20 protein-coding genes and 3 tRNA genes are annotated in these 21954 nt (G+C 54.2%); 11 read left to right on the top strand and 12 right to left on the bottom strand.

The genetic code is table 11. The features are described 5' to 3' along the window. Positions 1-165: 165 nt before the first annotated feature. From nadR to serB, 3 genes are all read right to left on the bottom strand, one after another. Positions 166-1404 (bottom strand): multifunctional transcriptional regulator/nicotinamide-nucleotide adenylyltransferase/ribosylnicotinamide kinase NadR, encoded by a 1239-nt coding sequence (gene nadR, locus C1N64_RS05925; protein ID WP_006121839.1) that lies wholly within the window; start codon positions 1402-1404, stop codon positions 166-168. A gap of 92 nt (positions 1405-1496) precedes the next feature. After that, the gene (radA, locus tag C1N64_RS05920) at positions 1497-2879 is read right to left on the bottom strand and encodes a DNA repair protein RadA (protein WP_006121838.1); all 1383 of its coding nucleotides are present in this window, start codon (positions 2877-2879) and stop codon (positions 1497-1499) included. A gap of 13 nt (positions 2880-2892) precedes the next feature. Continuing rightward, positions 2893-3870: a phosphoserine phosphatase gene (gene serB, locus C1N64_RS05915; RefSeq protein ID WP_033740188.1), complete on the bottom strand. Its 978-nt coding sequence runs from the start codon at positions 3868-3870 to the stop codon at positions 2893-2895. 107 nt (positions 3871-3977) lie between these two features. On the opposite strand from serB, the gene C1N64_RS05910 reads away from it, so the two are divergent. Further along, complete coding sequence (locus C1N64_RS05910) at positions 3978-4646, top strand: YtjB family periplasmic protein (protein ID WP_033740187.1); 669 nt, start codon at positions 3978-3980, stop codon at positions 4644-4646. Positions 4647-4759: 113 nt separating this feature from the next. On the opposite strand, the gene yjjG is transcribed toward C1N64_RS05910, so the two are convergent. From yjjG to C1N64_RS05895, 3 genes are read right to left on the bottom strand one after another with little or no spacing between them, the layout of a single operon-like run. Next, positions 4760-5440, bottom strand: coding sequence for a pyrimidine 5'-nucleotidase (gene yjjG, locus C1N64_RS05905; RefSeq protein ID WP_006121835.1), 681 nt, complete (start codon positions 5438-5440; stop codon positions 4760-4762). 19 nt (positions 5441-5459) lie between these two features. Beyond that, positions 5460-5900 carry a ribosomal protein S18-alanine N-acetyltransferase gene (rimI, locus tag C1N64_RS05900; protein ID WP_006121834.1) on the bottom strand — a complete coding sequence of 147 codons (441 nt, stop codon included), beginning with the start codon at positions 5898-5900 and terminating at the stop codon, positions 5460-5462. Then, positions 5872-6282, bottom strand: a complete 411-nt coding sequence (locus tag C1N64_RS05895) for a DNA polymerase III subunit psi (protein ID WP_006121833.1) — start codon at positions 6280-6282, stop codon at positions 5872-5874. Before C1N64_RS05895 ends, rimI begins: the two co-directional genes overlap by 29 nt. A gap of 105 nt (positions 6283-6387) precedes the next feature. On the opposite strand from C1N64_RS05895, the gene rsmC reads away from it, so the two are divergent. The 4 genes from rsmC (at position 6388) to C1N64_RS05875 (ending at position 7897) form a co-directional block, all read left to right on the top strand. Further along, a complete protein-coding gene (gene rsmC / locus C1N64_RS05890) occupies positions 6388-7419 on the top strand; it encodes a 16S rRNA (guanine(1207)-N(2))-methyltransferase RsmC (RefSeq protein ID WP_039338798.1) in 1032 nt (343 codons plus the stop codon). Positions 7420-7578: 159 nt separating this feature from the next. Beyond that, positions 7579-7665 (top strand) — tRNA-Leu (locus C1N64_RS05885). 30 nt (positions 7666-7695) lie between these two features. Beyond that, positions 7696-7782: transfer RNA gene (locus C1N64_RS05880), tRNA-Leu, on the top strand. A gap of 28 nt (positions 7783-7810) precedes the next feature. Then, positions 7811-7897: transfer RNA gene (locus tag C1N64_RS05875), tRNA-Leu, on the top strand. A 45-nt stretch (positions 7898-7942) separates the two neighbouring features. Here C1N64_RS05875 and C1N64_RS05870 read toward each other — a convergent pair. Continuing rightward, positions 7943-8176: a DUF1435 family protein gene (locus C1N64_RS05870; RefSeq protein WP_006121831.1), complete on the bottom strand. Its 234-nt coding sequence runs from the start codon at positions 8174-8176 to the stop codon at positions 7943-7945. A 257-nt stretch (positions 8177-8433) separates the two neighbouring features. Between C1N64_RS05870 and C1N64_RS05865 the strand changes: the two genes are divergently transcribed. Next, entirely contained in the window at positions 8434-9528 is a 1095-nt protein-coding gene (locus C1N64_RS05865) for a GGDEF domain-containing protein (protein ID WP_039338799.1), read from the top strand. Positions 9529-9728: 200 nt separating this feature from the next. Continuing rightward, the gene (locus C1N64_RS05860; RefSeq protein ID WP_162286091.1) at positions 9729-10193 is read left to right on the top strand and encodes a YbaK/EbsC family protein; all 465 of its coding nucleotides are present in this window, start codon (positions 9729-9731) and stop codon (positions 10191-10193) included. Here the strand turns inward: C1N64_RS05860 and C1N64_RS05855 are convergent. From C1N64_RS05855 to C1N64_RS05840, 4 genes are all read right to left on the bottom strand, one after another. Next, positions 10190-11410, bottom strand: a complete 1221-nt coding sequence (locus C1N64_RS05855) for an MFS transporter (RefSeq protein ID WP_394515329.1) — start codon at positions 11408-11410, stop codon at positions 10190-10192. The two genes, C1N64_RS05860 and C1N64_RS05855, sit on opposite strands and share 4 nt — an antisense overlap. Positions 11411-11610: 200 nt before the next feature. Further along, complete coding sequence (locus tag C1N64_RS05850; protein WP_033740179.1) at positions 11611-12597, bottom strand: nucleoside hydrolase; 987 nt, start codon at positions 12595-12597, stop codon at positions 11611-11613. Between the two features lie 9 nt (positions 12598-12606). Continuing rightward, the gene (locus tag C1N64_RS05845) at positions 12607-13632 is read right to left on the bottom strand and encodes a LacI family DNA-binding transcriptional regulator (RefSeq protein WP_033740178.1); all 1026 of its coding nucleotides are present in this window, start codon (positions 13630-13632) and stop codon (positions 12607-12609) included. A gap of 45 nt (positions 13633-13677) precedes the next feature. Then, a complete protein-coding gene (locus C1N64_RS05840) occupies positions 13678-15072 on the bottom strand; it encodes an MFS transporter (protein WP_367143332.1) in 1395 nt (464 codons plus the stop codon). Positions 15073-15657: 585 nt separating this feature from the next. Between C1N64_RS05840 and C1N64_RS05835 the strand changes: the two genes are divergently transcribed. Continuing rightward, positions 15658-16212: a histidine phosphatase family protein gene (locus C1N64_RS05835; protein ID WP_033740177.1), complete on the top strand. Its 555-nt coding sequence runs from the start codon at positions 15658-15660 to the stop codon at positions 16210-16212. Here the strand turns inward: C1N64_RS05835 and C1N64_RS05830 are convergent. Then, a complete protein-coding gene (locus C1N64_RS05830; RefSeq protein WP_394515328.1) occupies positions 16209-17159 on the bottom strand; it encodes a WD40 repeat domain-containing protein in 951 nt (316 codons plus the stop codon). The genes C1N64_RS05835 and C1N64_RS05830 overlap by 4 nt on opposite strands. Before the next feature lie 502 nt (positions 17160-17661). Between C1N64_RS05830 and C1N64_RS05825 the strand changes: the two genes are divergently transcribed. The 3 genes from C1N64_RS05825 to C1N64_RS05815 all read left to right on the top strand — a co-directional run bounded on the left by C1N64_RS05825 (position 17662) and on the right by C1N64_RS05815 (position 21951). Next, positions 17662-18675 carry a glycosyltransferase family 32 protein gene (locus tag C1N64_RS05825; RefSeq protein WP_039338803.1) on the top strand — a complete coding sequence of 338 codons (1014 nt, stop codon included), beginning with the start codon at positions 17662-17664 and terminating at the stop codon, positions 18673-18675. A 180-nt stretch (positions 18676-18855) separates the two neighbouring features. After that, positions 18856-21147, top strand: coding sequence for a phosphatidylglycerol--membrane-oligosaccharide glycerophosphotransferase (gene opgB / locus C1N64_RS05820; RefSeq protein WP_394515327.1), 2292 nt, complete (start codon positions 18856-18858; stop codon positions 21145-21147). Positions 21148-21381: 234 nt separating this feature from the next. Continuing rightward, a complete protein-coding gene (locus C1N64_RS05815; RefSeq protein WP_394515326.1) occupies positions 21382-21951 on the top strand; it encodes a coiled-coil domain-containing protein in 570 nt (189 codons plus the stop codon). The last annotated feature ends 3 nt before the right edge of the window (positions 21952-21954 follow it).

The following is a 21954-nucleotide window of genomic DNA, read 5'->3' as shown; positions in this document are numbered from 1 at the left end:
TTCTTTATTTTGTTTGTGTATGTTACGTACGTTATTTGGAGGGCGCGGTATTTCGCAAAGCATTATTTTTTGTAATCAAAAAGGCGGGAAAATAACAGGCGCAGAAAACAGGACGTGAGGAGCGGCAGGGTGTCCCCTCACCGCCCCGGCGTGCAGGCAAAAACCTCAAAGGGCGCTTTGTTCGCCCAGCATACCTTTCACCAGTTCAATACAGCGCAGGAAGCGCGCGTCATAATCTTCTTCCTGCACATGAACGAAGTCGATGTTGTTTTCACCTAACATCGCTATCAACATGCTCTGGAACTCGCGGCGATCGACAGAGCTGCCCAGGCTGCGTAACCCGTCCGCTACCCAGGGTACGTTGTTTTCCAGCAGGATCACCAGATCGAAGCGATACTCGTCAATCATGGCCTGAACAAACGGATGCTCACGGCCTTCATACTTTTTACAAAATGCCTGGGTCGTGACGAAATCGGTATCAATAAATGCCACTTTATTGGCATATTTCACCGCAAAATCGATGTACTGTGCATGGCCCAGCGCGATCTTGTCGTAGTCTGAATACTGAAGCGCCATCTCATCGCCGCCCAGATGTGAAAAGACATAGTCGCGGCCATATTCCCAGGCGCTGGACGTGTTAAAGATGTTCGCCAGCTTATTCACCAGCATCGATTTCCCACTCGACTCACCGCCCAGAATGGCCACGGTGCGCACAAAGAAGGGCTTCACTTCGGTGGGGATGTAATCCCAGAAGCGGAAAGGATCCTGACGAATCTGCGCGCCGCTGATATTCATAAACGATCGGTTCGGATCGATCAGTATGGTTTGAATGCCCAGATGCTGTTGATACATCTCAGCATCTGGTGCCTCACTGGTATAGACGCAGTCTGCCGCAATCCCCTGCTCTTCCAGAAAGATCTTTACCCCTGCGCTCCACACATCCCAGCCATGAGGATAGGGCTCAATCCCCTCTTCATCGAAGGCGTGAATGCGAATATTTTTCTGGTACTTAAAGGTTTGCAGTAACCAGCGCAGACGATCACTGACGGTGGGCTGCTGCGACATGGCGCTGTTTTCAAACAGGCTCAGATCGCGCGGCTCGTCGTAGCCCATGATGATATGCAGCTCATCGACCTGACTACAGGCGCGCTGAATCAGATAGATATGGCCAGTATGGAGCGGATAAAACTTGCCAAAAATCACCCCTATTTTTTTATCGCGACGGGGGAATTCCAGGCCGAGAAAACGGTGCAGTGCCTCCAGCTTTTGCGCGCTGGGGCTTTTAATTTTCGCGTTAAGCAGTTGGCTTAAATACCCTTTGGTCATGCCACTGGCATCGGCCACCTGTTGAAGCGTGTGGCCCTGCTGGCGAATCGCCGTTTTTAAATAATCAAACGCCGACATGTGGTGCCTCCTGCAAGCAATGTTCAACGAGGGGAAGAGCGTAGCCTGTCGTCTGCCCGGTGACCATACGGCCACCGGACAAACGGACTCGCTTAGAGATCATCAAGGATAGCCAACGCATCCGCCAGCTTCTTCGCGCTGTATACGCGCATGCCCTCAATCGGCTTTTTCGGTGCGTTACCCGCCGGCACGATCGCCCGCTTAAAGCCATGTTTAGCCGCTTCAGCAATGCGCTCCTGTCCGCTGGGCACCGGACGAATCTCTCCGGCCAGTCCGACCTCGCCAAAGATAACCAGATCCTGCGGCAAAGGGCGATCGCGCAGGCTGGACACCATCGACAGCATCAGGGCCAGGTCAGCACTGGTTTCCGTGACTTTCACGCCGCCGACCACGTTGACGAACACATCCTGATCCGCCATTTGCAAACCGCCATGACGATGCAGCACTGCCAGCAGAATGGCCAGGCGGTTCTGTTCCAGACCGACCGCAACCCGACGCGGATTGCCCATCATCGAATGATCCACCAGCGCCTGAATCTCCACCAGTAAAGGACGGGTGCCTTCCCATAACACCATGACCGAACTGCCGGACGTGATCTCTTCACCACGCGACAGGAAAATGGCGGATGGGTTGCTCACCTCACGCATGCCCTGCTCGGTCATGGCAAATACGCCAAGTTCATTGACGGCACCAAAGCGGTTTTTATGGCTACGTAACGTCCGGAAGCGGGAATCGGCATCGCCGTCCAGCAGGACGGAGCAGTCAATGCAGTGCTCCAGAACTTTTGGCCCGGCCAGCGATCCGTCTTTGGTCACATGGCCTACCATGATAATTGCCACGCCACGGGTTTTAGCGAAACGCGTCAGATAGGCGGCCGTTTCACGCACCTGCGCCACGCTGCCCGGCGACGACTGGATATCCGCCATGTGCATCACCTGAATCGAGTCGATCACCATGATTTGCGGCTGCTCCTGCTCCGCAATCAGGCAGATCTGTTCAATGCTGGTTTCCGACAGCATGTTCAGATTGTCACTCGGCAATCCCAGACGATGGGCGCGCATAGCGACCTGCTGTAATGACTCCTCCCCGGTGACGTAGAGGGTTTTCATGCTCTCGGCTAAACGGCACATCACCTGCAACAGCAGCGTCGATTTCCCGGCGCCGGGGTTACCGCCAATCAGAATGGCACTGCCCGGTACCACACCGCCACCCAGTACGCGGTCAAACTCTTTAAAACTGGTCGAAAAACGGGGCAAGGCTTCCAGACTGATTTCGGACAGCTTTTGCACCCGACTGGTTCCGGCATTGCCTGCATAACCGCTGAGGCGCTCATTGCGCGCCGCCGCCGGTGAGGCAGCAATACGGACCTCGGTAATCGTGTTCCAGGCGTGACAGGCGCTGCACTGCCCCTGCCAGCGTGGATAATCTGCTCCGCACTCGTTACAGACAAATGCGCGTTTTGCCGCTTTGGCCAAAACAACTCCTCAGTTAACGCTCTTCGTGAATCAGGCTACCGGTCAGGATGCAAAACACGCCCATCAAATCGGCATGGCGAATCGTGACGGCGGTTTGCTCATTGACTTTCGGTTTGGCATGGTAAGCAATGCCCAGCGCCGACGCTTTTATCATCAGCAAATCATTGGCACCGTCGCCGATCGCCACGGTCTGCTCTGGCGCAATCTCAAAACGCTTCGCCAGCTTTTTCAACGTCTCTGCTTTGTACTGTGCGTCAACGACAGGACCCAGCACCTCGCCGGTGAGTTTTCCGTCCCGGATTTCCAGTTCATTAGCGGCTATTGCCGCCAGATGCAGCTTATCGCGCAGGAACTCGGCAAAATAGGTGAAGCCACCTGAGGCAATCGCGACCTGCCAGCCCAGCGCCTGTAATTTTTTGGTCAGCGTGGTCAGACCCGGCATTAAGGGCAGTTCGTCGCGCACCTGCTTAAGAATATTGGCATCCGCCCCTTTCAGCGTCGCCACGCGCTGGCGCAGGCTGGCGGTAAAATCCAGCTCGCCGCGCATCGCCCGCTCGGTGACTTCTGCCACCTGCTCGCCGCAGCCCGCCAGTTTGGCTATCTCATCAATACATTCGATTTGGATGGCGGTGGAATCCATGTCCATGACCAGCAGGCCCGGCGTTTTCAGGTGGGGGATTTTCCCCAGCGGCGCTACGTCCAGCGCCAGCTCGTGCGCCAGTTTGCTGGCAAACGGCGTCAGGGACCCCGCCAGGCGGATAACCTGATAGTCGTCGACGTTCCAGGCGCTGACGATCACCATGGCGGCCCCAAGCTGATGCTGGTAATCGGTCAGACGCTGTTTATCCAGACCGCGGCCATAGAGTAACCAGCCGGTTCGGCCAGCACGGTAATCCAGCGGCATGACTTCATCACCGCTCAGTGAAAGGGGCAACCCCGGCCAGAGAGAGACATCAGCAGGCAGATCGCACCAGGTAAGATGATTTGACATCAGGGCTCCTGTAGGAACAACAAAACCACGCAAGAGGCTACCTTGTCTGCGCTGCTTCTGGCAACATAATATCCAGGCTTTCTGTCGTCACGTGATTCGGATAATTAATGGCTAAAACCGCACTGAAATTTCGCTTACATCGCACGGTGATTGTTTTGATTTCACTGGCGCTGTTAGTGGTGCTTATGCAAGGCGCATCCTGGTTTAGCCTTGGCCATCAAATGGCCCGTTCTGAACAGGCAGAAGAGCTGGCCCAGACGCTGACCCGGCAAGTGGCTTTCAGTCTGAAACCCTTAATGGATAACAGCGAAGACAATCGTAGCCAGATTGAGGCCATCATCAGTCAGATGACCGACAACAGCCGTATTCTGGATGCGTCCGTCTACGCAGGCGATGGCAGCCTGGTGGCGCACAGCGGCGAAAATATCAACGTGCGCGATCGGCTGGCGCTGGATGGCAAGCGCGCGGGCAGTTACTTTAATCATCAAATTGTCCAGCCGCTCAGCGGCAGCAATGGCCCAGCTGGCTTTCTGCGCGTTACGCTGGATACGCACGTGCTGGTCACCGAATCACGCCAGGTGGATAACACCACCAATATTCTGCGCCTGATGATGCTGCTGGCGCTGGCCATTGGCATCATCCTGAGTCGCACGTTACTGCGCGACCGTCGCACGCGCTGGCAGCAGTCTCCGTTTTTGCTCACGGCCAGTACGCCTGTGAAAGAGGATGACGAAGAGGACGAGAAAAAAGACGACGCCGCGAAACCTTCCGCGTGACGGAAGGGTTTACAGGTCAACGTCTGACAGCCCTCTCCTGCTTTCCTTAACGCTTAGCCCAATGTAAAAGGCCCGTTTCACGGGCCTTACTGACGTTGCACTTCGGGCGAGAGTCAGCCTCTGAGCAGCGCTTCCAGCTCTGATAACGTGTTCACCCGCCAGTCGGGTTTAATTGCGTCAGGCAAGGGGCGCGTCCCATGGTCAACCCAACAGGTTTTAATACCGGCATTCATGCCGCCAAGGATATCGGATTCCGGCGTATCGCCGACCATCAGCACCCGATCGCGCGGTGGGTTTCCCAGCTGCGCGAGCGCATAGTCAAAGATTCTGGCGTCAGGCTTAGGCACGCCCACTTCTTCTGACACCACCAGCGCAGAGAAGTAATCAAGAAAGCCGGTACGCTCCAGACGGCGCTGCTGCAGGGCGGTAAAGCCGTTGGTAATGATGCCCATTTTGACGCGGCCGTGTAGCAGCGTCATCAGGCTGTCTGCGCCCTCCAGCGGCAGGCAAATTTCCGCCATCGCTGACAGAAAGCCATCGTTAAGAATGGCCGGCGCCACGCTCAGTTTTTGCCCCCAGCCGGCAAAGCGGCGAGTCTGAAGCTCCAGTGCGGATAACTGGCCATTCTGGTATTCCACCCATAACGGCTTGTTGACCGCCTGGTAATCTGCAAAATCCTGGTCGGTAAACCGGACATCGTACCCGGCAAACAGGCGTTGCAGGCCGGCATACGAATCAAAGTGAAACAGCGTGTCATCTGCATCAAACAGAATGCAATCCCAGTTATCTAACATCGACATTCCTTACAAGCGGCTACAGCGTCAGCGCCATGATCAGGGCATCTTCACGGCCACTGGCGCAAGGGTAATAGTTGGGACGGCGGCTGACCTGGTTGAAATCCAGCTGTTCGTACAGCGCGATGGCCGGTGCATTGGACGCACGCACCTCCAGCCACAGCGTCATCACATCGCGTGCAAGCAGTTGATCGATTAAATGCTGCAGCAGCGCCCGCCCGAAGCCGCGCCGTTGATACGCCGGATCGACAGCGATATTAAACAGCGAAGCTTCATCCAGCACCACCTGGGTAATGGCAAAGGCGGCCATCTGGCCCTCGACATCCAGCCGCAGGTTGAGAAACCGCTCGCCCTGGTTGCTGATAAAGGTCTCTTCGCGCCATGGAAACGCATGGCTACGGCACTCAATCGCGAAAGCCTGGGGAATCGCGTCAGGCGTGAGAAAAGAAATGGCTGTCATGTTCACACATTTGTTGCCAGAGCGCGCGCCGGGCGGCACCGCTACTCAGGAGTTCATTGAAAGAGGCGCTCGATAATGCCACGCCGTTAAAGGATTGCTCGCTCTCAACGCCCAGCAACCACCCTGCACAGTTCAACGTTTCCGGCAGCATTTGCAGCTGATCCGGCGTAACGGTCATGACCTGAGTGGGTTTCAGACCGAGCGTGTGCAGAACATCACGCAGGAAAGGCTCCTGCAAACCGGGCGGATTTTCCGCCACGATAATCAGTTGGGTATCCGGCAAAAGCCGCACGGCGATTTCGCCCTGGAGCACGCGCGGGCGGCGCAGTTGATACTGCGTTATCCCCATTTGCTGTAAAAGCCAGTCGCGCCTGGACGTCATGGTATACCTGCTTTGCTCGCGGAATGCGACGCTATGCTAGCAAACCCATCGAACATGCGCCAACAAACCACTATAATCTCCGCTCAGATCTTACAGGAGCCCGACATGTCTGCTTTTACCCCGGCCAGTGAAGTCATTCTGCGCCACAGTGATGAATTTTCCACCCGCCACGTTTTATTTGCTGGCGACCTGCAGGATGACCTGCCCGCACAGCTGGAGACCGCCGCTTCCCGTGTGCATACCCAACAATATCATCACTGGCAAAACCTGAGCCGCCGTCTGGGCGACCAGGCGCGTTATGGACTGGTTGCGCAGGCCGACGATGTGCAGGGTTGCGATACGCTGGTTTACTTCTGGACCAAAAACAAACCTGAAGTGCAGTTTCAGTTGCAGAACCTGCTGTCGTTACTGCCCGTCGGCTGTGATGTGTTTGTCGTCGGTGAGAACCGCAGCGGCGTGCGCAGCGCAGAAGGCATGCTGGAGCAGTGGGTGACCCTGGAAAAAATCGACAGTGCGCGGCGCTGCGGTCTTTATCACGGACGTCTGGAGAAGCAGCCCGCCTTTGATGCTTCGGCCTTTGGCAACCGCTATCAGCTGGATGACCTGACCATCCATACCTTACCCGGCGTTTTCAGCCGCGACGGCCTGGATGCCGGCAGCGCGTTACTGCTTTCAACATTCACGCCCCATACCAAAGGCAAAGTGCTGGATATCGGCTGTGGTGCAGGCGTGATTGCGGCGTCGTTACCGGCGCATTCGCCCAAAGTGCGCCTGTGGTTATGCGATGTCCATGCCGCCGCAATCGAGGCCAGCAAAGCCACCCTGGCCGCTAACGGTCTGGAAGGCGAAGTGTTTGCCAGTAACGTCTTTTCCGATGTCACCGGGCGCTTTGACATGATTATCTCCAACCCGCCGTTTCATGAAGGCACACAGACCAGCCTGGATGCAGCACAAACGCTGATTCGTGGTGCCGTTAAGCACCTTAACAGCGGCGGAGAACTGCGCATTGTGGCGAATGCCTTCCTGCCTTATCCCCAGGTGCTGGACGAAACCTTTGGCAATCATGAAGTGCTGGCGCAGACCGGTCGCTTCAAAGTTTACCGTGCCGTTTACGGTCGCGGTGCGAAAGCCCGTTAATCTTTTTTCTGCCTTTTTCGCCCTTTTTGCGTGTTGCCAGGCTGAAAACGTTGCTTTTTGCAGCGATCGTTTCCGTCTGGCGAAATATGTGTTGACGCATTGAGTAAAATCTCTAAAATGCGCCTCCGTGGTTGTAATACGGTAACGTATTACGGGTATGCGAAGGTGGCGGAATTGGTAGACGCGCTAGCTTCAGGTGTTAGTGTCTTAACGGACGTGAGGGTTCAAGTCCCTCTCTTCGCACCAAAATCACAGATTTCATATCGCGAGCACTGCGCGAAGGTGGCGGAATTGGTAGACGCGCTAGCTTCAGGTGTTAGTGTCTTAACGGACGTGAGGGTTCAAGTCCCTCTCTTCGCACCAATGCGGTGATATGAAAAGACAACAGGATGCGAAGGTGGCGGAATTGGTAGACGCGCTAGCTTCAGGTGTTAGTGTCTTAACGGACGTGAGGGTTCAAGTCCCTCTCTTCGCACCAACGTTGTCCTCCCTCTCTTTTTCTTCTGCTCCCTTTTTACTGTTACTATCCGGTTAATCTCACGCTAATCGCGGCCAGCACGCTCGCCAGCGCCAGACAGGAAGGCAGTAACACATAATGCCGCATCCGCTGATTAAACAGCATCAGCACTGTCAGCAGTAACGCCACCAACATCATCATACGCCACTGCCCGAAGCTGGGTTGCCACAGCGTCATGGCTGGTATTACCGCACAGGCCAGTACGCCCGCCCATGCACTGTCCAGTTTTATCCCGCGCATCATCGTCTCCTCATCTGTCATCGCTGTCAGGACAGTACCTGATCACAGGGATGATAACCATTCCCATTATCATATGATAACTATTCTCAATGCGCAGCTTGTTTTTTGTGGCCCGGCGGGAAGATGACAGAGAAACAAGAAAATGCTAAATTGCGGCTGATTACACAATTTATAACAGCAATATTAAATCTGTCGATCGGCTGAAATCATTTGCCGGCTTTTGCTTTGTTATTTCAGGGCCGTCACGAGTATTAATAATGAAAATAGAATCTTATGATGAATTGAAACACAGCAAATACCGCCTTTCTTTCATGCTCTTTTTGTTTTTAAACGCTGCAGTTTCACTTTTTTGTCTGCTCCCTTTAGCAGAAAACAATGAAACACAAGTTACTTTACCGGTGATTATGGTGGCTTTCTTCAGTATGACGATGCTGGCCACGTGTTTAATAAAGGCAAAACTAAAATTACCCCTGTTAAATCCTGTGGCGTTGATTTTAGGCGGGTTATGGGCGTGGCATATTCAGCACCGCTACCAGTTTGTTTCTTTGACGGATGGTGGATTTCTGATTGTCAGTCTGCTGTGCGTTTTTTTTATCAGTGCGATTGCCTTAAGCGATTATTTAGTGGCGTTTTGTTTGCACATCACGCCCGCAATGCTCACCGTGCTGATGCTGGATCACGGACAGCATTTGCCCTTGATTTTATTGACCATTGCCCTGCCGCTGATCGGGTTTTCTTTACAACATTTAATGCGCCGACGTTCGGAAGATTTTACACTGCGCTTAATGTATCAATTATATGAAGAGAAAGAATCGTTTAGCGATCTCAGTATGCTCGATCCGTTAACCGGTTTATATAACCGCCGCGGACTGAAGAACCGCCTTGATAACATTCTGGATAATCATGCGGGCAGCCATTATGTGTTATTGCTTGATATCGACCATTTTAAGGCCTACAACGATAATTACGGCCACGCGATGGGCGATCAGGCACTGGCCCGCGTTTCCGTCGCTATTCGTGACGCCGTTCGGTCACGTGATGTGGTAACCCGTTATGGCGGCGAAGAATTTCTTGTGCTGATGACCAATGTGAATGCCTCGATTGCCATGAAACTGGCTGAACGTATTCGGCAATATGTCGTCAACCTGGAAATACCGCATATGTTTAATGAGCGCGTTTCTACGCATGTGACTATCAGCGCAGGCATTGCCCCTATTTACGATGATGAATTTGATCAGGCGGTTGCGAATGCCGACCGTGCGCTTTACGTGGCAAAAAATCAGGGGCGCAATACCATCCTCGCCTGGGAAGATCTCCCCGTACTTCACAACACCGTCAGCGAGATCGGCTAACCGCCGTGCCGGGTCGCAGGACCACCAGCCGTCGGCACGTACATCGTACATCACCGGGGGCCGTCTGTCCCCGGCCTGACGGCCATGGCTCTCTCTGTAAGGTACCGTTATGCATTCTGTTACCTATTCTTTCGCTCTGCCGTTTACACCACCGCGGGCTTATGGCAATTTCTACGCCTTCGATTAGTCGGGAGTAAAAAATGAGCCTGGAGTCTGTACGCCAGTTTTTTGCCGAGCGTGCGCCGGAAATCGACATCATTGAGATGCCATACAGTACGGCAACGGTAGAAATGGCGGCACGTGTTCACGGTGTTGAACCGGGACAAATTGCGAAAACGCTGTCACTTAAAGTGAAAAATGAGGTGATCCTGGTGGTCACACGCGGTGATGCACGGTTAGATAATCGTAAGCTGAAAGCGGTGATGGGTGCGAAAGCGCGCATGCTGAGTGTGGACGAAGTGATTAACTGGACCGGGCATCCTGTGGGCGGCGTCTGCCCTTTTGGCCTGGAAAACCCGGTGACCGTGTATTGCGATATCTCGTTAAAAAGCTTTGATGAAGTGTTGCCTGCCGCAGGATCGATTCACAGCGCTGTCCGCATTTCGCCGCAGCATATGGCTGAACTCACTGCGGCAAAATGGGTAGATGTCTGTGAAACGCGCTAGTGCGTCTGCTTTGCCACCGTTCCCGAAATTGTCATGCCGCGCGTTTCCCGGCCAAAGGCGACAAACAGGCAAATCAATACTGCCACCGTCCCGGCTACAATGGCCATACCGAGACCGTAATTGCCGCCATGCGCTTCAGCAATGCGCGACTGCAGCGTCGCGTTGACGGACGCAATGAGATTCCCCAACTGATAAACAAAGCCGGGCAACACTGCTCTTGCGTTTCCCGGAACCAGTTCGTTCAGGTAAGTCGGGATCACGCCCCAGGCGCCCTGCACCATAAACTGCATCAGGAAGGCACCAAGACCAATCGTCCAGGAACCGCTGGAAAAGGCCCACAACGGCAACACAGGCAGCGTCAGCAGCGCCGCGATAATAATGGCTCGCTTGCGCCCAATGCGTTCTGACAGCGTACCGAAGAAAATGCCCCCCATCATCGCAGCGATGTTGTAGGCGATAGCAATAATACTGACCGTGTGCGCATCAAACTGATGCTGCACTTTGAGGAAAGTCGGATACAGATCCTGCGTGCCGTGGCTGAAAAAGTTAAAACAGGCCATCAGCAGCACCATGTAAATACATATTTTCCAGTGCTGGCGCAGGACGGGCATCAGGGCACTGCTTTCTTTACGCTCACGCGCGGCCAGCCAGACCGGGGATTCCGGGACTTTAAAGTAGATGAACGGCAACAACAGAATCGGGACAGCGCCGATAAGAAACATGCCGCGCCAGCCCACCATGTCGAAAACCAGACCGAATACAATGGACGCCAGCAAATAGCCACAGGGATAACCCGCCTGGAACAGTCCCGACATCAGACCGCGTGAACGATCGGGTATCGTCTCCATCGCCAGCGAGGATGCCACGCCCCAGATTCCGCCCATGGCAATACCGTAGAAAACACGAAAGGCCAGAAATGCGGTGAAGGTGGGTGACCAGGCGGACAACAGCTCAAACGCCGAGAAAAAGACGATATTCAGCATCAGGATGGGCTTGCGGCCATATTTTTCCGCCATCCGGCCAAACAGTAAGGCACCCAGCGGGCGCACCGCCAGCGTCAGCATGATAGCGACCGACACGTCGGTGACGGAATTATGGAAGTACTGAGCAAGATTACTCAGGACAAACACCAGAATAAAAAAGTCGAAAGCGTCCAGCGTCCAACTGGCAAAACAGGCGAAAGCCACATTGCGCTGGGTCGATGTCCAGTCAAGCATACAAGTCTCCTCTCTGAGACACTCTGGCGCTCCGCCCAAAAATTTTCTGGTGGCTAACGAAGAGTGATGTGATTGTTAATCAAATGTATACATCATGTTTAGGAGGAGAGCGTATTGCGTAATTGTGAGGCAGTGGATCAGGCTGTAAGAAAGCGTGTCTGACTTTCTGCCAGCAGGTCAGGCGACGAATCGCCTGTACGTTATTCAGGAAGATGTTGAAATGCCGACTCAATGATGGACAGCAAAAGAGCGTTATCCACACTGTGCAGCACATGTACCAGCGCACCGCTGTCCGGTGGGATACCGACATCCAGCCGCAGGGGTTGACGATAACGCCAGCTTTTCCCGCGTGTGGCTCCCGGACGGAGCTCAATATCGACCCGGTAATCCGTGCCCCAGGCGACACGCTGATTAAGCAACCAGGCGACAACCAGCGCGTCATGAATCCAGCAACCTGGCAGATGCCGGGTCTGCATTGAATAATCTATCCAGGGCTGCAACGTCTCCCGCACGAAACGGGTCAGCGGATGAGCATGCCGGGTAAGACGTTTGAGATCGGCCTGGGTCAGCATGGTTTGTGTTGTCACATCCATCGGCACCAGGGTAATGGCGGCACCGCTGTGCAACACCTGATGAGCCGCCTCGGGATCCACACCGAAATTCGTGTCTTTGATGTAGTCTTCCAGCGCAAAGACACCCCCCATAATCACAATCTCGGCTACCGATTCGGCCATTGCGGGAAAACGCTGCATGGCCAGCGCCACATTGGTCAACGGGCCAATCGCAATCAGGGTGATCTCGCCGGGATTATCACAGATGAGCTGCCCCATCGCCTCAGCAGCATCGTTTCCGTCAGCCGGTAATGCCGCAGGCTGAGGAACGCCCTGCCATAACGCCATCAGGTCGAGTTGTTCGACCCGCTTATCCAGCAGCGCGCGCCAGGGCGCAGGGTCTTCGCACAACGCCCGCGTAGCCCCCTGTACGACAGGAACCGCACAGCCCAGCCGCGCCATTAAGTCTTTAGCGACTCGTGCGCCGACATCACTCGGGGTATTCCCGGCGACCGTCGTAATTAACTCCAGCGAGAGCCCTGGTGAGGCTAACGCCAGGGAAAGGGCCAGGCCATCATCAGTATTGGCCCCGGCAATCCCGTTCCCCGGATCACAATCAATAATCAGTCTTTTCATTAGGTCGCTTTATTTGTTTTGTTCTGATGGCCGACAGCCACAAGATTCACCAATCTCAAGTTGGTGTGGGAATGCTTCAATCCGTGCCTCGCCATTCCACGCTTTCAGCATATGAATCGCACAGCGAGCCATCTCTTTAACCGGCTGGCGCACGGTGGTTAATGCCGGAACATGGTAGGCGGATTGATCGGTTCCGTTAAAACAGACCAGGGCCACATCGTCCGGCACACGAAGGCCATGCTGGCTGAAGGCGCGAATACAGCCAATCGCCTGACCTTCGTTGCTGGCAAACAGGGCGCGCGGCACCCGTTTACTGGCAATCATACGTAAAGCAGCCTGATAGCCGCCCTCACGTGTATAGGTTGCGGGGAAAATGTTGGCATCATCGGCTGGCAAACCATACGCCCGCAGCGCATCGCGCCAGCCCTGAATACGATCCTGCGCATTCAGCATGTCCCGGGGACCGCTGATCATCCCGACCTGCTGATAGCCATGGCTGAGTAAATGCGACGTCACCTGAAACGCCGCGTCACGCTCATCTACCCGCAGCATGCTGACACCGGGTTGTGGGTCGACCCGATCCAGCATGACCAGCGGTGTCCCGCTGGCTTTGATGATATCGATGAAAGGATGGCGATCGACACTGGTGTAAAACAGACCGTCGACCTGACGGTTCAGCAGCCCCTGAATCAGCTCCAGTTCACGCTTGCGATCGTCGCCGGCATCACCCAGCAGCATCACATGGCCGTGGTTGAGCGACTCCTGAAGCAGCATATGCGCCATGGAGGCGACGAAGGGGTTACTGATATTGGGCACCACCAGACCAAACGTTTTGGTATTCCCTGACGCCAGGGCACGCGCGGCGGCATTCGGGCGATAGCCGGTCTGCTCTATTGCCGCCAGTACCCGTTGCCGGGTCGCGTCCGCGACCGGACGCGGGCCATTATTGATGACATAACTCACCACAGCGACGGAGGTCCCGGCAGCTTTAGCAACGTCACTCCGCGTCACGGCGGTTTTCACCTGTTTCGCCACTTCCCCTTCCTCACTTAACGTGCACTGCCTTTAGCATAGCCTGTTTCAGATAGCGTCCTCTGGCAGGTTAAGGTCGCGCCCACGTGTTTCCGGTGCCACAAACGTAGTCAGGAAACCAATCGTGGCCATCACGGAAAAATAGACGGCGATAGACCACCAGTGTCCGGTATAAGAGAGCATGGCCGCCGCTACTAACGGGGCGGTGCCGCCTGAAATAATAGAACCCAGCTCTTTCGCGACCGCCATCTTGGTATAACGGTGATTCACGCCAAACATCTCCACGCCCCAGGCCGCCTGTACGCCAAAGATGCCCAGAGAAGCCAGCGCCATGCCGACCACAATCACCGGAATCACGATGGCCGGTTCACGCGTATCCAGCAGGGTAAAAGCAGGCCAGGCATAGATCATCAGCAGCAGGCAGAACATGCGATAGACCACACGGCGACCAAAACGGTCAGACAGCCAGCCTGCAAACGGAATAATCAGGAACCCCAGCAATGAGGCGATAAACACCGCCGTGGTGGGCACGGATTTATCTACCATCAGCACCTTGGCGACATAGCCCACAATAAAGCCCTGGGCCAGATAAGAGGGGCCGTTTTCACCGATGCGCAGCCCGATCATTGTCCAGAAGGCACGTGTGCGCTGAAAGAACGGGCGTGTATCCGCTTCAGAACGATGCGCGGCAATCGCCTGGGCGCGCGTTTCGGCAAGCTCTGCTTTTTTACGCTCGAATACCGGTGTTTCACGCAGATTACGACGGATCCACAAGGCCACCAGAGCGATCAACGCACTGCTCAGGAACGGAATGCGCCATCCCCACTCCAGCAGACTCTGCTTGTCCATTTGTACCACCAGCAGCCAGACCAGCGAGGCCAGCAACGTGCCGCTGTTAGAGCCGAGTGCAATGACCGATGACACCAGGCCACGGCGCCTGACCGGTGCATATTCACCCAGCATAACGGTTCCGCCTGAGAGTTCGGCGCCCGCCCCAAAGCCCTGACTGAAGCGTAACAGCACCAGGCAGGCCGGCGCCCAGATGCCAATCGAAGCATAGCTGGGAATCAGCCCAATCAACGTGGTGGAGGCGCCCATCAGGATAATGGTGGTGACCATGACGACCTTGCGGCCTTTACGATCGCCCAGCCAGCCGAAAAACAGGGCACCGATCGGACGGGCAATAAACCCAACGGACCAGGTGGCAAAACTGGCAAGCAGTGCCATCGCGGGCGTTTGTTCGGGGAAAAAGACATCACCAAAAATGATGCCCGCAGCCAGGCCATAGAGCGCAAAATCTGCATACTCCATTGCCGTGCCTAACCAACAGGAAACCGTAGCGCGCCAAAAATCTTTGCGGCCGGCTGAGGTGTTAAACCGCTCATCTGCGGCGGAGGTAGAAGGCAGTGATGCCTGTGTCGTAACGGAGTGCTGTGCCGTCATAAACGCTGTCCCTTGAAAATATGCAGATAGATAAATGCCATTCCGAGAGACAATTCCCTGACTTTAAGCAGAAGAATCGCTCTGGTGGCGACATTCAGTTGGCTAACCATGATGAAAGGAAAGTTAAAAGATTCCCTGGTGTTGGAATCCGCAGTATCGCGAGCTTCGCCGCTGTATTTTTCAGCGGTCGTATAAGTCTGGCGAATGTAACTTGTTCCTCGATCGGCCTACCGTGCATCGGGCACCGAGAGCAATCACTGGAAGCTAGTTTATCTACGCGCGTAGATAAATCAATAGCACTTGAGAAAATTTGTTAGATTTTCTTTAGTATCAAGCTGCATCAGATGCTATTTTTAACGCAAAATCAGAGGGTTAATTGTAACCTGACGCGCAAAAAAACAGCATAACGCTAGACCCGGTTCACTTTTCTTTTATCATTAAGCCAAACTGGCCGTCAGAACCTTTCATCAGATGCTGTTGTCGCATACTGGTGTGACTGCAAAATGACAACGCACCACGTTTGTATCGCGTACAGTCGCGCAGAGCCCTGTCCGCACCTGACCTGGAGGACGCTGTTTACACGTTATGACCATTATCCTGATGCGACACGGCAAACCCGCCCACCCTTTTGCCCGCCGTTTGAGTGCGCAGGGCATGGCGGACTGGTGCGAAGCCTATGATCTTTCGCTGGTCAGCGATGGGCCGCCTGAGCGCAGCATCAATATCGCGCGCAACGCCGCGGTTGTCGTCTGCAGTCCGTTACCCCGCGCCCACTCATCGCTGGCGCACCTGGGGCTGCGCCCCCATCATGTCGATGCGCTGTTCAGTGAAGTCGGCATTCCGCTGCTGCGGGCCGATCGCCTTCAGTTACCCACCTTTGTCTGGCAGGCCATTCTGCGTGCGATGTGGTTGTGTGGTTACGCGGGCGAGACCGAATCACTGCAACATGCGCGCGCACGGGCGTCGCGCGCCGCAGAAAGGCTGATCGCCTTATCGGAGAAAGGCACGGTTTTATTGCTGGGTCACGGCATTATGAACAAAATGATTGCCCGCGAACTGCGTAAGCGTGGCTGGCAGGCCGAAAAGCATGCCAGCAGCCGTCACTGGAGTTCCGCGATTTATCATCGCCCGTTTATTTAATCGATTTGGAAGTAGCTCAGTGTTTCATAACCCGCGCCCACTTCTGCGGTCACCACCACGGTCTGGCGCATCAAATCAATCACGCTTAACGTCTTATTGTCATCATGCGTGATCAGCAGCTTTTTTTTGTCCGGGCTGAAACAGCCATCGAGCGGTTGTCCAGCCAGCGTGATTCGCCCCAGCGGATTAAGCAACTCGTCAAACAGTGTCACAGTCGGCTCCTGATCACCCATTGCCATAAGGTAGTCCCCGTCCGGACTAAAGCGCACTTTCTGGCAGGGATGCTGATGATCGGGCAAAGCCAGCCTCTGGCGGATACGATGACTCTGGCGATCCACCACATACAGCAAGGGCGCATCGGCGGCGCTGGCGATCAGGTAGGGATGTTTGGGTGAAGCTGTCAGACCCGAAACGGGGTCCGGCATAAGCACCGTATCAATGACGCGCCCTTCCGCCTCACAGAGATCCACCACGGTGATAGTGGCGTCCTGCTCGTTGTCGGTAAATAATTTGCGGCCGCTCGGAGAGAGCGTCAGGCGATGGGTATTATCCAGCGGAATGGGAATGGTCTTTTCAACACGATGCGTCTGCGGGTCGATCACCACGACGGCCGTTGGATTCTCGCAACACAAATAGACTTTGCCATCCCGCCCTAACTGACCGCTGTGGGGCGCTTTAGACGGCGACAGATCAATGTAGTCGGTAATTTCCCGCCGTCGAAGATCAATTACGGCGACTTTGTGCCCGGGATGCGGGAGTTCACTTCGCATCGCATCGCCGTACAAGGGCAAAAAAGCTTTTCCCCAGGGCGCAAGCATCAGCAGTTCATGCAGCCGCGTCGGAATCACGTCCACGGCCTGGCTGACGGCAAACGTGTCGGGATCGAGAAACAGCGCACGGCGGGTTTGTCTGTCGACCGCCAGTAATCCTCGAGAGTCAAACGACATGGCATCTCCTTTATCATCGGTAAGCTTAAAGCGTAGACAAGGGTTATCGGGCTGCGTACACCTGAGAATTGATAAAATATGCTAAATAATTTTTTTATCCCGATTTAGCCTGTATCCCTTTGACAGCTTCACAGTGTATCGGTTTTTTTTGAAGTTAAATGTTCAGCATGACGACAGACTCAGTTTGTCATAAACAAATAAACCATTAGCGTGAATAAATATTTATTTTTGTTTCCGGCTGAGCGTTATTTCCGTTTTATCCTAAAGTGTTTATCAGGCATAGCGAATGACTACATTGTGTTCTATTAAATAACCTGGCGTGGTTGATTTCGCCTGTTCAAAACGTCGTTGCCACGTGCCATCGTCACATCACCCGGCAAGACGAATAAGCATTGCAGTACAGCGATGTCTGCTTTTATAGCGGTTCAGATACAGGCTGGCAGTTAAGCACGTTATTTTGACGACCGGCATAAAACACAATAACCAAAATAACAGGTGAAATATGACTTCGCATCGCCGTTCTTTGCTTCCGCTCTGGCGCCATTGGGAAAAACTCGCCTTCACCAGCCGTATGCTGCTGACGATGAAACAGCACCGTGCCCTCAGTGCGCCAGAATATGATCCTGGCCTTGAACACGATGTGGAACTGACCGCGGTGCCTAAGTCACTGCCTGCCATTGCCAGAACGGTCTGGCTCTATTGGCCTGGCGAACGGTTACCTGCCTCTGTCGCCTTAACAATTCGCAAACTTCGTCGCGATAATCCGGATCATGATGTTCATCTGGTGACTCCGCAAACGCTGAGTCATTGGCTGCCTGAGTTGCAGTTCATCTCTTCAGATCTGACGCAGGCGCTGAAAAACGACATCATCCGGCTGGAACTGCTGCTCCGTTATGGCGGCATCAGCATTGATTGTCATACCTTACTGTTTGAAGATCTGACGTGGATACATCAGGCCCACAGCCTCAGCCCCAGGGATTTGATCGGCTATTACCGCCAGGAATCCACCTGTCATTCACTCAGGCCGGTGATTGATACCAGCGTTCTCGCCGCGCCCGTCCAAAACCCGTTTATCCGGGAATGGCTCAAACAACTGGCACCGGTAAAATATGTCGGTATGCATAACTACCTGCTGGAGTTAAAGAAACGCAGTGACTTCCCTGCGCTGAGACAAAACCTCAGCCATCCTGACAGTGAGCTGCCGTCGCTGGCCCACCAGTTGGCGATGGACGAACATCGTCGGGTCAATTTCCTTTTGCGTAAAGCCGAAGCGAGCGCCGGGTATTATCACAGGGTTGATGCCGGTAACAGCACGGCGTTTGTCCGCTCTGTTTTATTCCAGCAACGTCCTCTGACGCCTCCTCCGGTGATCAAACTGAGTGCCCGCGAACGCACACATCTTGATTTCAACCTTAAGCTGCGCTTTTACAATCGCTCCAGCCTGATAGGTGAAGTCATGCATCAAACTCTGTCGTCGCCCGCCAGACTGCTGGCCCCCCAGGAGCAGCGCGCGTAATCCGTCACGGGTTCTTCAGCATTCGCGATGGCGTGTTTTTATCTGTTGGCAATGTGAATCTGCCGCCAAAATGGCGGCAGACAGGTTGCAGCCCGATGACAGCCAAGCTAGATTGAGCCGCAATTTAATGAAAATGTCCCCCTCAGAAGAGACAGGTTCACATAATAAGAGGATGTGACGTTGCCCGAATTCGTGTCAGTGCTCCTTTTTCTGACCGCGATTGCTGTTTATTCCTGTAAAGCAGGCCGAAACAGAATCTGGTTTTGCCTCGTCCTGGTGTTGCTCATGCTGTTTGTCGTGCTGAATGCCACGCTGTTTGCCAGCAATTATTTTACGGGCGAGGGCATTACCGATGCCGTGGTGTATACACTGACAAACAGCCTGACCGGTGCGGGCCTGAGCAAATATGTTGTGCCCGGCCTTGGCCTGCTTATCGTGCTGTTTTTACTCTTTTGCGCCTTATCATGGCTGCTTCGACGCCGTAAGCGCCCTTTTCACCCTGGCTGGAGCCTGGTCGCATTTATCTGCGCCGCCGGTGCGGTGCAGACCACGCCGGCTTTTCATCAGGTCAGCACACTGATCACCTCTTACTCACTGCGGGACGACTCTGACTTCGACACCGTTTATAAGGTGCCGAAGAACCGCATTGAGCGGCCTGCGCTTAATGTCGTGTATATCTACGCTGAAAGCCTGGAGCGCACCTATTTCGACCAGATGGCCTTTCCGGGTCTGGCCCCCGAATTGAATCGCGAGAAAGAGCAAAGCCTGGACTTCAGTCAGACCGAACAACTGCCCGGCACGGATTACACCATTGCCGGTATGGTCGCATCGCAATGCGGCATTCCCCTTTTTGCCCCTTTCGACGGCAATGCCTCCGCTTCCCTTTCCAGCTTTTATCCACAAAATATCTGCCTGGGCGATATCCTGAAGAACTCGGGCTATGAGAACTGGTTTATTCAGGGGGCCGATTTACGCTTTGCAGGCAAAGATGTCTTTTTGCATTCCCACGGTTTCGATGCCGCACATATGTACGGTGCACAGGAGCTAAAAGATCAGGTGCGCGATCCCACGTACCGCAATAACTGGGGATATTATGACGACACGGTGCTGGATAAGGTTTACGACACTTATGCCTCGCTGTCACGCCAGCAAAAACGGTTTGCGCTGTTTGCGCTCACCGTCGACACGCACCATCCCGACGGTTTTATTTCTCGCGGTTGCCAGCGCAAAAGCTACAGCTATGCGGGTAAACCCAACCAGTCGTTCAGCGCGGTATCCTGCTCACAGGAACATATCGCCCGACTGATCGCCCGTATCAAAGCGTCCCCGTGGTTCGCTGACACGGTGATTGTGGTTGCCTCCGATCATCTGGCGATGAACAATACCGCGCACCCTTTTTTGATAACGCATCCCCGCCACGATTTGTTTATGGTGATTCGCGGCGATCGGCCTGAGACCGACGTGATTGATATGAAACGCAGTACGCTGGATAACGGCGCCACGTTGCTGGATATCCTGGGCGGGGATAATGCGATTGGCCTGGGCCGCAGCAGTCTGTCAGCGGTGTCGTTATCCAGTCAGTTTGAGGACATGAAAACCAAAGTCTTAAGCTGGAAGCCCGATATTATTCAGCTCTGGAATTTTCCCAGCAAAATCGACAGTTTTATTATCAATCAGGCCAAAAATACTTTCAGCTTTTCCGGAACCAGCTTTAAATTGCCGATTCTGTTGCGCGTAACAGATAAACATATAGAGCCGCTGCCGGAAGGGGAATATTCCGCGCCGTTGCGTTTCCAGCTGGCCGATTTCAAAGCAGATGAGAAGTTTATCTGGGTCGATCGCTGTTTCAAAATGGGCCGCATCTGGCAACCTTCTCTGGCACTGTCCGGTGACTGGTGCGTTGCGATGGGGCAACCTGCGGGTCAGCCCACCGTCACACGCGTTGATACGCCTCAGTGGAAAGGTCAATCCCGGTTCCCGGCAGACACCCTCAGCAATGCCCGCTACCAACTTGCTGTGGCACAGCTGCGCATCGAAGATAATGCGATTCGTTATGACGCTGAAAGCTTTCTGTTTGCGATCCCCGGCGCGCCAGCCAGTGTGAAGCAGTTTAGCGGCATTTCGCGCCAGGAAAGTTGGGGACGCTGGTCGAATGCCAGTCTTGCCCCCGACGTGACGATTGAGTTTGTCGATCCGTTGCCCGCGCACTTTGATCTGGTGATCACCGCTCGTGCCTACGGTCCGAACATCCACCGGCCAATACCGGTCAGGGTGGGCGATACTGAGCAGTTGCTGACGCTGGGGGAGATTCCCTCTACCCATACGCTACGTTTTGACAATCCTGAAGGAAGCCACCGGTTAACGCTCTCGCCGCCCGAGCCGCAACTCAGTAACCTCAACAATATCGCCGGACACGATCCGCGCAAACTCGGTATTGGTCTGGTCGAGCTCAAGGTCGTTCCCCTTCCCTGAGTGGTCACGCCACTGATGTTGGCTGCCGGCATTGAAATGGCGATGTCGGCAGCAGCAAAACGCTCATCTTTTTGCGAAGCGCCACGCAAAAAAATGATTATTACCTGTTTAACTAATTGATATTTTTGGATTTAATCCGCAAGATATTGCCTCTGTACTGTGACTGTTTCGGCTTGCCTGTCATGATGCCATCACGGTGTGATGAAACGCGAAGAGGCATGAATGGCGACCGCAATGATGAATACACATAAAGCGTTTAAACGTCTGCAACGGGCAGGCATCAATGACCGTCAGGCCGAAGTGATGGTCGATATTTTTGCGCAGATACAGCAGGACAACGCACTCTCGCGCGCTGATGTCATGCAGGCTTTTACGCGTCATAACCAGCATATTCTCAGGCTGAGTAAGCAGTCTGAGAATATGGAGACCGATCTCAGCGTGTTGAGAACGGACTTCGGTAGCCTGAAGAGTGATGTCAGCGTGTTAAGAACCGACTTCGGTAGCCTGAAGAGTGATGTCAGCATACTGAGAACCGACTTCGGTAGCCTGAAGAGTGATGTCAGCATACTGAGAACGGACTTCGATAGCCTGAAGAGTGATGTCAGCGTGCTGAGAACAGACGTTAATAGCCTGAAAACCGATGTGAACAGGCTGACTATGGATGTCAGTACGCTGAGAACCGATGTGGATGAACTCAGGACGGATGTCGGCGGGTTAAAAAACGATATGTGCTGGGTTAAACGTCTGCTTATGGTCATGACCACCACTCTGCTTATGGCGGCCATGAAATACATGCTTGTCTGAACG

The sequence above is a fragment of the Pantoea sp. SGAir0215 genome, assembly GCF_043543215.1.
Note: the sequence above shows the minus strand (reverse complement) of the source record. Positions and strands in the feature narration are given on the sequence as shown.

Coding starts and splice junctions, on each gene's coding strand:
- nadR (WP_006121839.1), bottom strand. CDS start 1,404: ATGTCGGCGTTTGATTATTTAAAAACGGCGATTCGCCAGCAGGGCCAC.
- serB (WP_033740188.1), bottom strand. CDS start 3,870: ATGTCAAATCATCTTACCTGGTGCGATCTGCCTGCTGATGTCTCTCTC.
- C1N64_RS05910 (WP_033740187.1), top strand. CDS start 3,978: ATGGCTAAAACCGCACTGAAATTTCGCTTACATCGCACGGTGATTGTT.
- yjjG (WP_006121835.1), bottom strand. CDS start 5,440: ATGTTAGATAACTGGGATTGCATTCTGTTTGATGCAGATGACACGCTG.
- rimI (WP_006121834.1), bottom strand. CDS start 5,900: ATGACAGCCATTTCTTTTCTCACGCCTGACGCGATTCCCCAGGCTTTC.
- C1N64_RS05895 (WP_006121833.1), bottom strand. CDS start 6,282: ATGACGTCCAGGCGCGACTGGCTTTTACAGCAAATGGGGATAACGCAG.
- rsmC (WP_039338798.1), top strand. CDS start 6,388: ATGTCTGCTTTTACCCCGGCCAGTGAAGTCATTCTGCGCCACAGTGAT.
- C1N64_RS05870 (WP_006121831.1), bottom strand. CDS start 8,176: ATGCGCGGGATAAAACTGGACAGTGCATGGGCGGGCGTACTGGCCTGT.
- C1N64_RS05865 (WP_039338799.1), top strand. CDS start 8,434: ATGAAAATAGAATCTTATGATGAATTGAAACACAGCAAATACCGCCTT.
- C1N64_RS05860 (WP_162286091.1), top strand. CDS start 9,729: ATGAGCCTGGAGTCTGTACGCCAGTTTTTTGCCGAGCGTGCGCCGGAA.
- C1N64_RS05855 (WP_394515329.1), bottom strand. CDS start 11,410: ATGCTTGACTGGACATCGACCCAGCGCAATGTGGCTTTCGCCTGTTTT.
- C1N64_RS05850 (WP_033740179.1), bottom strand. CDS start 12,597: ATGAAAAGACTGATTATTGATTGTGATCCGGGGAACGGGATTGCCGGG.
- C1N64_RS05840 (WP_367143332.1), bottom strand. CDS start 15,072: ATGACGGCACAGCACTCCGTTACGACACAGGCATCACTGCCTTCTACC.
- C1N64_RS05835 (WP_033740177.1), top strand. CDS start 15,658: ATGACCATTATCCTGATGCGACACGGCAAACCCGCCCACCCTTTTGCC.
- C1N64_RS05830 (WP_394515328.1), bottom strand. CDS start 17,159: ATGTCGTTTGACTCTCGAGGATTACTGGCGGTCGACAGACAAACCCGC.
- C1N64_RS05825 (WP_039338803.1), top strand. CDS start 17,662: ATGACTTCGCATCGCCGTTCTTTGCTTCCGCTCTGGCGCCATTGGGAA.
- C1N64_RS05815 (WP_394515326.1), top strand. CDS start 21,382: ATGATGAATACACATAAAGCGTTTAAACGTCTGCAACGGGCAGGCATC.